At 40.8% G+C, this 11,737-nt stretch carries 10 protein-coding genes; 3 read left to right on the top strand and 7 right to left on the bottom strand.

The genetic code is table 11. The features are described from left to right. The 3 genes from GX437_12780 to GX437_12770 form a co-directional block, all read right to left on the bottom strand. On the bottom strand, positions 1–203 hold a 203-nt coding region (locus GX437_12780), incomplete at its 3' end, for a hypothetical protein (protein NLJ08530.1). Positions 204–231: 28 nt separating this feature from the next. Beyond that, positions 232–621, bottom strand: a complete 390-nt coding sequence (locus GX437_12775) for a VanZ family protein (GenBank protein ID NLJ08529.1) — start codon at positions 619–621, stop codon at positions 232–234. Between the two features lie 58 nt (positions 622–679). Continuing rightward, entirely contained in the window at positions 680–2,782 is a 2,103-nt protein-coding gene (locus tag GX437_12770) for a S9 family peptidase (GenBank protein NLJ08528.1), read from the bottom strand. Between the two features lie 152 nt (positions 2,783–2,934). Here GX437_12770 and GX437_12765 point away from each other — a divergent pair, with 152 nt between their 5' ends. Both GX437_12765 and GX437_12760 read left to right on the top strand, forming a co-directional pair. After that, positions 2,935–3,807, top strand: a complete 873-nt coding sequence (locus tag GX437_12765; protein ID NLJ08527.1) for an AraC family transcriptional regulator — start codon at positions 2,935–2,937, stop codon at positions 3,805–3,807. Between the two features lie 96 nt (positions 3,808–3,903). Beyond that, the gene (locus tag GX437_12760; GenBank protein ID NLJ08526.1) at positions 3,904–5,211 is read left to right on the top strand and encodes an NCS2 family permease; all 1,308 of its coding nucleotides are present in this window, start codon (positions 3,904–3,906) and stop codon (positions 5,209–5,211) included. An 84-nt stretch (positions 5,212–5,295) separates the two neighbouring features. On the opposite strand, the gene GX437_12755 is transcribed toward GX437_12760, so the two are convergent. The 3 genes from GX437_12755 to GX437_12745 form a co-directional block, all read right to left on the bottom strand. After that, positions 5,296–6,033 carry an ATP-binding cassette domain-containing protein gene (locus GX437_12755; protein ID NLJ08525.1) on the bottom strand — a complete coding sequence of 246 codons (738 nt, stop codon included), beginning with the start codon at positions 6,031–6,033 and terminating at the stop codon, positions 5,296–5,298. Positions 6,034–6,037: 4 nt separating this feature from the next. Then, positions 6,038–6,775 carry an ABC transporter permease gene (locus tag GX437_12750; GenBank protein ID NLJ08524.1) on the bottom strand — a complete coding sequence of 246 codons (738 nt, stop codon included), beginning with the start codon at positions 6,773–6,775 and terminating at the stop codon, positions 6,038–6,040. 212 nt (positions 6,776–6,987) lie between these two features. Then, complete coding sequence (locus tag GX437_12745) at positions 6,988–9,144, bottom strand: M1 family metallopeptidase (GenBank protein NLJ08523.1); 2,157 nt, start codon at positions 9,142–9,144, stop codon at positions 6,988–6,990. Positions 9,145–9,231: 87 nt separating this feature from the next. Here GX437_12745 and GX437_12740 point away from each other — a divergent pair, with 87 nt between their 5' ends. Next, positions 9,232–10,593: a hypothetical protein gene (locus GX437_12740; protein NLJ08522.1), complete on the top strand. Its 1,362-nt coding sequence runs from the start codon at positions 9,232–9,234 to the stop codon at positions 10,591–10,593. A 109-nt stretch (positions 10,594–10,702) separates the two neighbouring features. Here GX437_12740 and GX437_12735 read toward each other — a convergent pair. Continuing rightward, positions 10,703–11,737, bottom strand: a 1,035-nt coding sequence (locus tag GX437_12735) for a B12-binding domain-containing radical SAM protein (protein NLJ08521.1), incomplete at its 5' end; no start/stop codon positions are given.

Genomic DNA, 11,737 nt, shown 5'->3' with positions numbered 1-11,737 from the left:
GGTTCGGCACAGATACTAAGTCCGTATGAGGCATTTTCCATGTTACAGCTTCTGAAAATTTTCCCTGAAGACGTCATTACTGCACAGGCAACGCTGAATCCGGAATAAATATTATATGCATTTGGTAAAATTTCTCTGGCCTGAAGGAGAAGATTTTGTTTCTCTTTGTCAAGCTCATGATACTCAGGATGGTATATTTTCATCTCTTAAAAATGAGTTTCAAAAATAACCTCATTCTTTTTTATCAGAAGGAAAAATTATCAACAGTAAATAAGCCGTCAGCACCGTACCAAATAAAAATCCTGCTGAGTTGAGCAGCATGTCACGAATATTAAAGGCTCTTCCGGGAATAAAAAGCTGGTGTAGCTCATCAATGGTACCAATGAATGTGCCGGTTAGCCAGAATATCAGAAAAGTACGAAGCGGGAAAAATGTTTTTCCTTTTGCTATGACAAAGAAAAAAGCCAAAACCATGTATTGAAAGAAGTGGATCAGATAGTCGGTGCGGAACAAATCGGCTATTTTTTTTTCAGGTACAGGCAGGTCGGGAACGGATGAAAAAATAAAAATGAGAATCAGCCATATCCAGAAAAATGCCTGAAACAAACCTTTGTTTGACAATATGTTGCGAAGAGAAAACAAATTAACTTAAATCAATGAATTTCAGCAAATAAAAAACCTACTGAACCTTCAGGTATTTATCGAGCCAGGCAAAAAATTCCCTTTGCCAGAGCACTGAATTCTGAGGTTTCAGGATGAAATGGGTTTCTTTCGGAAAAACGATCAGCTTACTGGGAATTCCGAGCAGCTGAGCGGTGTTGAAGGCCTGAAGGCTTTCCGTATAAGGTATTCTGAAATCATTTTCGCCAGTGGTAATCAGAATGGGGGTATCCCAGTTTTTGACATACAAATGCGGTGAAAACTTAAAGCTGTTTTTCTTTTCCCAGTAAGGTCCTTCAAGGTCTTTGTTGACAAACCAGTATTCATCGGTGGAGGCATACTGGCTTTCGAGGTTGAACATACCGCAATGGGCAATAAAAGCTTTGAAGCGTTTCTGATGGTTACCTGCCAGATAAAACACGGAAAAACCGCCATAACTGGCTCCCACAGCGCCAAGATGCTCCTTATCGACCCAGGGTTCTTTTGACACATCATCAATGGCTGACAGATAGTCTTTCATGTTTTGTCCGCCATAATCCCCGCTGATCTGATCGTTCCAGGCTTCACCGAATGAAGGAAGCCCTCTTCGATTGGGTGCTACTACCACATAACCGTTGGCAGCCATTATCTGCAGATTCCAGCGATAGCTGAAAAACTGACTTACAGCACTTTGCGGTCCGCCCTGACAATAAAGCAAAGCAGGATATTTTTTGGAAGAATCAAAATCGGGAGGAAGGACAACCCATGTCAGCATTTGTTTGTTGTCGGTGGTTTTAATCCAGCGTTTCACAACTTTTCCCATCGAGATTTTTTCAAAAATCCAGTCGTTGGTATGCCCTGTCTGAGTTTCCTTGCCATCTGAAAGTGAGATACTGTAAATTTCAGTCGGATGAGAAAGACTCATTTTTGTGCCAATCAGAAAATCCGGACCCACTTCAAACGACTGATAATCATGATCACCGCTGGTTATTTGAGTAATTTTTCCTGTTCCGAGATCGGCTTTACAAATCTGATGTGTTGCCTGAATGCCACTGATGAAATACAAGGTTTTACTGTCGTCAGAAAAAACAAAATGACTGGAACTGTAATCGAAATCTTTGGAAATATCAGTTGCTTTCCCTGTGGAAAAATCATAAACGATAACCCTTTCCTTGTCCGATTCAAAACCATCTTCTTCCATGCTTTTCCATGCCATTAATTTACCATCCGGAGAAAAAACAGGGTCGAAATCATAGCCGTCAAAGCCTGGTTCTGAAATATTTACAGTTGTTTTATCATCGAGGTTGTAAAGGTATATTTCGGAGTTGGTACTCAGGGTATATTGTTTCCCTGTCATTTTTTTGCAGGCATAGGCAATTTTTTTGCTGTCAGGGCTCCAGTTGATTTGTTCCATTCCGCCAAAAGGATTCATCGGGCAGTCAAAACGTTCATTTTCCATGATGTCGGTGCCTTCTTCAACTTTCCCGTTTTTAACATCGGCAATGAAAATATGGCTATAGGCAAAGTCGTGCCATGCGTTCCAGTGTCTGTACATCATGTCGTCAATGATGCGGGCTTCGGCAAGAGGCAGGTCAGGATAAATTTCATTTGGCGTTTTATCAAGTTTTACGTCTTTGATATACAATACTTTGCTCATATCCGGAGCATATTTGAAGCCATTGATACCTCCAATGACAGAACTGATTTGTATTTTTCCACTCCCATCGGGGTTCATTTCCCAGATTTGTGTCCAGCTGCTGTCGTCAGGGGCCAGAAAGCCAATTTTTTTCCCGTCCGGACGCCATTGTGCGTTGCTCTCGCTTACTTCAGGTGTATTGGTCAGGTTGATGGCTTCTCCGCCTTTGGCAGGTTGAATAAATAAATCCGTATTGCTGTTATTTTCAGCAAGGTTGTATCTGGTCATTTCATATAAAATGGTCTTTTTATCGGGTGAAAGCTGAATTTCAGGATTTATCCTGCCAAATTTCCAGAGGATTTCAGGTGTAAGTTTTCCGTTTGCTTTAACAAAATCGAGCGAATCTGCTGATGAAGTGGCAGCAGTTGTCTTTTCACTCTTTTTGGGTTGACATCCGCTGAAAAAAATCAGCGTCATTACAGCCATCATAAAGAATAATGCTTTCATCATTTTTTTTAAGTTTATTTTTCTGGCTTCAAAGGTAAGATTTTGAACGTATTATCAGATTTTGTGAAAAAAATATCCACCGCTGCCAAATCAGCAAGAAAGGAAAAGAAGGTTAACTTTGTGTGCTTTTATGTTTGAATAAAAATTCTTTGATGACCCAAAGGCCTGAAACAAGGAATGATTACCATGTTCGCATCAACAAGGTGCTGGAATTTATTAATGCACATCTGGAAGAGAGCCCTGAACTGGAAAAGCTTGCTTCAATAGCGAATTTCTCTGCTTTTCACTTCCATCGAATCATGCGGGCATACCTGGGAGAACCCTTGTCTTCTTTTATTCAGCGTCTTCGACTCGATAAGGCTGCTAACCTGCTGATTAATACCAAATTGCCAATTCAGGATATCTCATGGATGGTGGGTTATGATAATCCTGCTTCTTTGACAAGGGCTTTTAAAAAACGTTTTGGCGTGTCACCGGCAAATTTCAGAAATGAAATTGTTTTTCAAACTCAGGCATTACAATTTGTTCAAATCAATAAAAGTGAAAAAATTATGAAAATCAAGCCGAAATTTAAAAAACGAAAAGAAAAAAGGGTAATTTATGTGATGAGCATCGGCCCGTACGACAGTGCAGGTACAGCTAAGGCATGGGATAAAGTGAGTGCTTTTGCTTCGGAAAAAAGACTTTGGGGCTTTGGAACAGAATTTATCGGCATTAGTTATGATGATCCGCATATCACAGAGGAAGAAAAGCTGAGGTATGAAGCATGTATCACTGTCAGCAAAGACGTCAGACCTGAAGGCGAAATTGGTGTTAAAACCATTGAAGGTGGTAATTATGCGGTGTTCCGACATTTAGGGCCCTATGAAAAACTGAATGAGACCTATGATTACATTTACAGGCAATGGTTGCCTGAAAGTGGTAAAACATTGAGGGATATTCATTGTTTCGAAAAATACCTGAACAGTCCGGGGAAAACTCCTCCGGAAAAGCTGAAAACAGACATTTACATTCCTTTGGTTTAGTAAAGAATGATAGGAATAAGAGCAGGCAGCAGATACCATTTTCTGTTTGCTCAACCTCTTTAAATTTGTATTTTAAAAAAACACAAATTATCAGGGATGAAAGCAATTGACAGGTATTTTGGTGTAACTGTCCATGGCAGCAGTTACAAAACGGAAGTTATGGCTGGTATCACCACCTTTGTAACCATGGCTTATATCATCATTGTTCATCCTAAAATACTGGAAGCAGCAGGGTTTACTTTCGGGGCAAGCATGGTGGCCACGATTATCTCCGCATTTTTTGGTACTCTGTTGATGGGTGTTTACGCCAAAAGGCCTTTTGCCATTGCCCCATATATGGGCGAAAATGCTTTTATTGCCTATACTGTGGTTAATTTGCTTGGTTTTAGCTGGCAACAGGCTCTGGCAGCTATTTTTATCAGCGGAATTATCTTTACTTTACTAACTTTGTTTAAAATCCGCTCGTGGCTGGCCAATTCAATACCGGAAAGCATGAAAATAGCTTTTTCTGTCGGTATTGGCTTGTTTTTAACCTTTATCGGACTGAATGAGACTGGTATCGTTACGCTGGGCAATCCCGGGGCTCCCGTTCATGCTGGCGATTTTTCAAAACTTAGTGTGATGCTCGCCATTGCCGGATTTTTAATGATGGGTATCTTAATGGTTTTCAGGGTAAAAGCAGCTATCTTATTCGGGATTATCCTTATTACGATTCTGGCTGTAGTGTTTGGAGAGGTCAGCCTGCCTGATAAACTGGTCAGCCTGCCGCCTGATATTTCTCCGATATTTCTGAAGCTTGATTTTAGTCAGGTTTTCACATGGGGTATGTTTCCCGTTATACTGGTGGTTTTCGTAATGGGTTTTGTCGATACGATAGGTACCCTGATGGGTATCGCTTATAAGGCAGGTATGGTTGATGATAAAGGAGAATTACCTGAAATCGAAAAACCTATGTTGTGTGATGCCCTGACTACCGTTGCCGGGTCGTTACTTGGAACTACAACCTGTGGGGCTTTTATTGAATCAGCTACAGGAATTGAAGCCGGAGGAAAAACAGGCCTCGTTTCAGTGGTTACTGCTTTATTGTTTCTGACAGCTTTATTCTTTGCTCCACTGTTTACTATCGTGCCTGCTTTTGCTTACGGACCGGCTTTGATAATTGTCGGAATGCTCATGCTGTCTCCGGTGGTGAAACTTAATTTTACCGATTTGACAGAGTTAATTCCTTCATTTGTCATTATTACCTTTATGTGCTTTACCTATAATCTTGGCCTCGGCATGACAGCCGGCTTTGTTGCCTATGTGCTGGTAAAGTCTGTCAGCGGAAAAATAAAGGAAATTTCATCGGGAATGTGGATACTGGCAGTTCTTTCCCTGATGTTTTTTATCTTTTATCCGTATTAATCAGCGTCAATCACCAATCCCCTTACAAACCCCGAAAGGGTGAAATTTTTAAAAATCACACAAATATAAAAGAGCAGGTGTTAGTTATTCATGCTTCCCTGCTGCATTGATCATCTGGATCAGTTCAGCATTAGCTGAGTGCATGATTTCGGAAGGTTTTCCGTTCCACCAGAGTTGGCCTTCATAGATAAAATACACATGGTCGGCAATATCGAAAACACTTGTCATGTCGTGTGAGTTGACGATGGTAGTTGTTTTCATTTCATGAGAAATTTCTTTTATCAAGGCATCAATAACCCTTGATGTTTTGGGATCAAGGCCTGAATTGGGTTCATCATAGAAAATATACTTTGGGTTGTTGGCGATAGCGCGGGCAATGCCTACCCTTTTTTGCATGCCACCGCTGAGTTCCTGAGGATATAGATCAGCAACTTTTTTATCCAGATTGACCCGTTCGAGGCAATACTCTACCCGTTTTCTGATTTCTGCCTTGCTCATACTGGTGTGCATGACCAATGGAAATGAAATATTTTCAAATACTGTCTGCGAATTAAAGAGGGCAGAGCCCTGAAAGAGCATTCCTATTTTCTGACGAAGTCTTTTCATCTCGAAATACCCCATGGCTGTAAAATCCTGATGATCGTAATAGATTTTACCTTTATCAGGCCTGAGCAAGCCGACAATACATTTCAGTAAAACGGTCTTACCGCTTCCACTTGACCCAATGACCATGTTGATGATGCCTTCTTCAAACAGGCAGCTGATGTTTTTAATGGCATCTTTATCTTCGAACGACTTATATAATTCCCTGACTTCTATCATATTGTCATAGTAACAATTGGGCTAAGAGGTAATCAAAAAACAGGATAAGCACTGAACTTTGAACCACTGCGCGTGTGCTGGCACGTCCCACTTCGATGGCTCCACCTGTAACGATAAATCCCTGATAAGATGAGATAGTGCTGATGATAAGGGCAAAGGTGAATGCTTTTATCAGTGAAAAAACAAAGGTGAAAGTTTCAAAGGTGGACTGAGCTCCCTGAATAAAATCAAAAGAGCTGCAAAATCCGGTAATATGCCCGATAAACAAGCCACCGGTTATACTCAGTGCATTTGAAACAATGATCAGCATGGGGATAACAATGATAGAGGCGACTATTTTTGGCATGATCAGGTAGGAGGCTGCATTAACTCCCATGATATTCATGGCATCAATCTGTTCACTGATTTTCATATTTCCAAGCTCAGCTGCTATGTTAGATCCCACCCTGCCGGCAAGCACCAGACAGGTGATGGTAGGAGAAAGCTCGAGCATGGTCGTATCACTGACAATTTCGCCAATGGCAGTATCGGGTACCCATGCAGAAACTAATTGATAGGCTATTTCGAGTGTCAGAACCATTCCCATAAACAAGGACACCATAAAAACAATACCGAGGGATTCTATTCCGATGACATTCATTTCGCGGAAAGTTCTTTTCATCAGGATACGATGGTTGTCGGGTCGTCCGAAAGCCTCCCTGAGCAATAGTAAAAAGCGTCCGATATGATAAAAAAGGTACATGAAGTATAATTTCTGACGCTGCAAAGGTATTTATTTCAGGCTTATCATAAAGGATATATAGCAATTGTATTTTAGCATAAAAATTTTCATTCCGGGCAAGTGAACAGGGCATCAGGTATGGAAATAAATACAGATAAATGATTTCTCAATGTTTGCCAGCCTGCAGGTTCCCCTCTGTTATTTTGAATTTAAATGAGGAAAAAATCGAATAATCAATTGTCTGTCAATGCTTTACGTTTTGGCAATCTGGCAGTTGGCAAAGGAGTCGGTGTCTGATATTTCATGATGTAACTCAGTGGTGAATCCAGAACTTCAAAAACCCCTTTGAGGTTGTTGGTAGCTATTTTCCCTTCAAATCCCAGATAACTGTATTTTCCGTAGTGAGGCAATTTATTGGTAAGCGACTGGGTTGCCGTAAAATCATGCATTCCGACAAATGCAAAAGTCTGATAGGGTTTATCGGGATGGGGATAGACAAAGATCAGTTCATTTTTGGCTTTGTCGAGCTCCCATTTGGCTAATGTTGCTGAGTCCAGCAGGTTTTTAAACTTATCGGCAAACTGATTATAGAAGCAAAACTGGTTGCCATAGCCGAAAATCCAGATGGCCTGATAATCAATATTGGTCAACAGGTTTTTGTCGTAAAGAATATCGGCCACTTTTCCTTCTTTTCTGAAGTTTTCCTGCCATTGTTTGGCCAGCAGTTCATATTCATAGGCTTTCGGGTCGCTCACTGGTACAACGAGTAAAATTTTTGTTGCTCCGTACATGCGGGAAAGAGAAGGTGGAACCTCACGTTTATCTACCAGTCTGAAAACATCAAACTGAGGATCCACGCTTATTTTTAACGGCCTTTTCGTAAAATTCCATTTTACCTGAACGCTTCTCCTGTCGGAAATAACGTTTTTCATTGTAACCGTAGTATCACCTTCAAGCCAGACAGCCACCGGAACATTCATTTTGAAAACTTCTTCCGTCTGCACCTGATCGAGTTTGAAATAAAGGACAAAATACTCACCTTCTCTGGAAACCACCACGTCTTTCAGGGAAAAGGCTGGAGCTCCGGTTCGGTTGACCCATTGATCAAAGAAAAAGTCAAGGTCATCGCGGGTAATTTCCTCAAAACTTGTTTTGATGTCATTAAAAGAAGCACGTTTGAATCTGTTGTCGTTGAAAAACTTTGAATAAGCCCTCAGAAAAACTTCATCGCCATATTCTCTTCGCAACATGTGGTTCATCATCAGGCATTTGCCATATCCGATGGCTTCCTCGACAGGATTGTTTCTTGATTTAAACTGACTTAATGGAAAATCATTTTCTGGATTGACAAAATCGGCATATTTCTGCAGGGTACTTCTGCGGTATTCCTCTCCTTCGCCTTTTTGCTCCTTGAAAAGATGATCGGCCATATAGGAAGTAATCCCTTCGCACCAGTTGCCTGTTGAATAATCTACATAAACGCTGTTTCCCCAGTAATTGTGTAAAAGTTCATGAGGATAGCTGGAAGAAATAATCCATGGGAAACGGATAACTTTTTCTCCGAGCAGGGTAAAAGAAGGCATCCCATAGCCTGTTTCCCAGAAATTTTCGACAAGGGTAAATTTTGAATATGGATAAGGTGCTATAAGATGATGGTAAAGGGTTAGGTATTCTTTTGTGGCATCCATGTATTTTTTTGCAAGATCGGGATCAGGCTTTGCCAGAAAAGCTTCGACAGAAATGCCGTTATAATTTTGGCGGTAAATGATCCATTTTCGGGCTACCAGATATATTTCATCCTGTGGTTCAGGTGAATCAAAAACCATTACACGCGTATCTTCCTGAATATTTTCGGAAATTAAACGGCCCTGAGAAACAACCGTATAGGCAGAATCAATAGAGGCAGTCAGTTGGAAAGAAAATAATTCAGCCTGAAAATCAGGAACCCAGGCCGTAGAGCCAGCCAGATAAACACCTTCCCTGGAGATAATACCGTCTGTTTCACTGAATCCACGTGCATATTCGGATGTGCCCGGAGTGATAGCACCTTCTACCTTTCCCTGATATTTCAGCAAAACCTGATATTGTCCGTTTACGGCTGAATCATTGAAACTAATCCGGTAATAAGTCAGCTTATCGTCTGTTTTTATCTGAGAAATATCATAACCTAGCTCAATTTTTTCATGAATAAGGCTGAAATTTTTATTCAGGCTGAATGTCAGGTAGTTGTCATTATTTATGTAAGAAACCGGAAGAATAATTTCGTCTTCAACAAAAAGAGATTTTTCATTCACGTTTACCCGGCACTTAATATTCTGGTGAATGGTCTGAGAAAAAGCGCTGATGATGGAAATCAGGATAAAAGTTACTATCAGCAAAGATTTTTTCATATTCTTTTTTTTGCAAAGGTCGGAGAATGTCAGCAATATCAGTGCAGGACTATCCTGAGTTTTAAAAAGCACAAATACCTTTGCAGTATGAAAACAGCCCGACTATATTTTCTACTTATCCTTGTTTTTCATGGAGTTACGTCTTTTTCGCAATCAAGGCTGATTTATATTACCCATCATACCATTTCGGAGGTTTGTTTCGACAGGGGTCGTTTTGTCAGTTTCACTTCGCGGCAGATAAAGGTTCTTGAATCTTTTCAGCAAAAGCTGAAGACCCCTCATCATCTGATAGTTCAAACCATCATACGCAAAGATACAAGTCCGGTTTTCTTCCTTGCCGCCTGCCCGGAATTAAATCAGGCTGAAGAAAATGAATTGCTTGCCGAATTGGGCAAAATCAAACCGGTTAAATCATACCTGATTGATTTTGTTTATGCTATCGAATTGTTGGATAAGCGAAAAACAAAAGATACCACAGATGTTTACCTGCCACCTGTCAGAAATCCACTTGTGGAGGCGGAAAACAATTTTATGAAAGCATCGCTGGAGGGAAAGATTTTTTACCTGAAGGAAAAAGCAAGGAATGAAGCTCTACCTGTTTTATCTGCATTTGCCAGCAGCAGCCATCAACGTTATCAGGATGTGATTTCGATAGGAAACAGGATAAACAAGGTGATGAAAAACTCAAATCCTGATGTGGATTCAATGACTACGTATAATCCCCGCTACTGGAAAGCCCTGATTGAAATGATGCCCGACAATTACCTTCAGTATGCCATTAAAATATATTTACTTATTTCAAACGGGGAACTGGATAAGGCCTATCGGCTTTTGTCCGTCCTCGATTTGTTTAAAAAGAACAACTCCATTGCCGATTACTACCTCGATGAACTGATCTGGCTGCATGTTATTTTCAGGCAGCAGGATCTCCTTCTGGATTCTGTTCAGAAACTCATTGATCAGCAGCAGTTTCATCAGGCTCAGGAAAAGCTTCATCATCTTTTAGATATTTTTCCAACCTCAGCCCTTGCATGGAATAAGCAGCTTGTATTGAATCAGGCTGAAGGAAAGGAATATGATTTTGATATTGAAACACTTATAAGCCGGTACGATCCGGTTTTATGCCCCCATGTTGACTCCTTGCGTATGAGTAGCGACAGAATCTGTCAACTCAAAAAGGAAGCTGACAGTTTATTCCAGAATAGAGCTGCCTTTCACAGGGATTTCATGCGTTATGCCGATATTTCTTTACAGTCGGGAGATTATGATTTTGCGGCTCACCTTTATTGGCTGGCTATTACTCATTTTTCAGATAAAGAGGCAGGGAGGGACAACTTGAACGCATATTTTCTTTACTGTCTCGACAAGCTGGGACATCATGATCTCGTTCTTCAGCTCGATGCGGATGCTTACCGGAAATTTCAGGACATTGAAGCAAAGCTGAGGTAATATCAAAAAAGCCTCTTTTTTCAGGGAAAGCGTTTGATGAAGTGTTCATTCTGCTTCAATTTCATCAAAATGATAATTATCTGAGGCAGACACTTTAATCCGGATCATATCATTTGTCAAGGCCGTAAATAATTCTGAAATGATGTCCGTATGCAGTGAAGGTCAGGGCATCAACCAGCAGGGCAGGGCGTCTGAATAATGTCCAGAACAGAAATTTCCAGAATTCAGTCCGACCTTTGTTCAAAATTCCGATAATCAATATGAGTCTGACCACTGCCCTGAGTTGGGCAATGCTGATGTTGTTATTTTTAACCCTGTTTTTTCTGTAATTCATCATGAACTGTCTTGTCCGCTGATAAAATGGCCTCGACTCATACAGGTTCCTGATTAAAGATTTATAACCCGAAATCAGATCATTAAAATTCATTTTCGGCACAAAATTCATGGAAGAATCCGTATTGTTACCGGTAGCTTCAACGGTCAGCCTGTTCTCTTTTTTCAGACGGTGATAGAGTTGTGTGTTTTTGGGTGCATTCAGTAAACCCACCATGGCCGACACTATTCCGCTCTTCTGGATAAAATCAGCCTGGCGTTGAAAGACTGTTTCATTATCACTGTCGAACCCGACAATAAAGCCTCCGGAAACATTGAAGCCTGCCTGCTGTATTTTTTTCACGCTTTCGAGGAGGTTGCGGTGTTCATTCTGATGTTTGTTGCAGGCCTGAAGCGTATCTTCATCTGGTGTTTCGATGCCGATAAAGGTAGAATTAAAGCCGGTTTCGGTCATCAGAGTCAGCATTTCATCGTCATCAGCAAGGTTTATCGAGCTTTGAATATTAAACGAAAAGGGATAGTTATGCTCCTGCATCCATTTTTTCATGGCTGGCAGCAAATGGTACTTGACTTCTTTTTTATTGCCGATAAAATTATCATCTACTACCGAAACGGGGCCTCTCCAGTTTAATTGGTACAAGGTTTCAAGCGTTTCGATGACCTTAGGTGCCGGTTGCATCCTGACCTTATGTCCCAAAAGGGAAGTAATTTCACAGAAATCACAGTTAAACGGACATCCCCTCGAAACCTGTATGCTCATAAAAGCATAGTCTTTCACTGACAATAAGTGATAGTCAGGAACAGGAGTATG

This window comes from Sphingobacteriales bacterium (genome assembly GCA_012517435.1).
Classification (GTDB): Bacteria; Bacteroidota; Bacteroidia; order CAILMK01; family JAAYUY01; genus JAAYUY01.
The sequence above is the reverse complement of the archived record's forward strand: the minus strand, read 5'-3'. Positions and strand labels throughout refer to the sequence as shown.

What these genes read in the sequence shown, in the direction of transcription:
- GX437_12770 (NLJ08528.1), bottom strand. Translation starts at nt 2,782, where the DNA reads ATGAAAGCATTATTCTTTATGATGGCTGTAATGACGCTGATTTTTTTC.
- GX437_12765 (NLJ08527.1), top strand. Translation starts at nt 2,935, where the DNA reads ATGACCCAAAGGCCTGAAACAAGGAATGATTACCATGTTCGCATCAAC.
- GX437_12760 (NLJ08526.1), top strand. Translation starts at nt 3,904, where the DNA reads ATGAAAGCAATTGACAGGTATTTTGGTGTAACTGTCCATGGCAGCAGT.
- GX437_12755 (NLJ08525.1), bottom strand. Translation starts at nt 6,033, where the DNA reads ATGATAGAAGTCAGGGAATTATATAAGTCGTTCGAAGATAAAGATGCC.
- GX437_12750 (NLJ08524.1), bottom strand. Translation starts at nt 6,775, where the DNA reads ATGTACCTTTTTTATCATATCGGACGCTTTTTACTATTGCTCAGGGAG.
- GX437_12745 (NLJ08523.1), bottom strand. Translation starts at nt 9,144, where the DNA reads ATGAAAAAATCTTTGCTGATAGTAACTTTTATCCTGATTTCCATCATC.
- GX437_12740 (NLJ08522.1), top strand. Translation starts at nt 9,232, where the DNA reads ATGAAAACAGCCCGACTATATTTTCTACTTATCCTTGTTTTTCATGGA.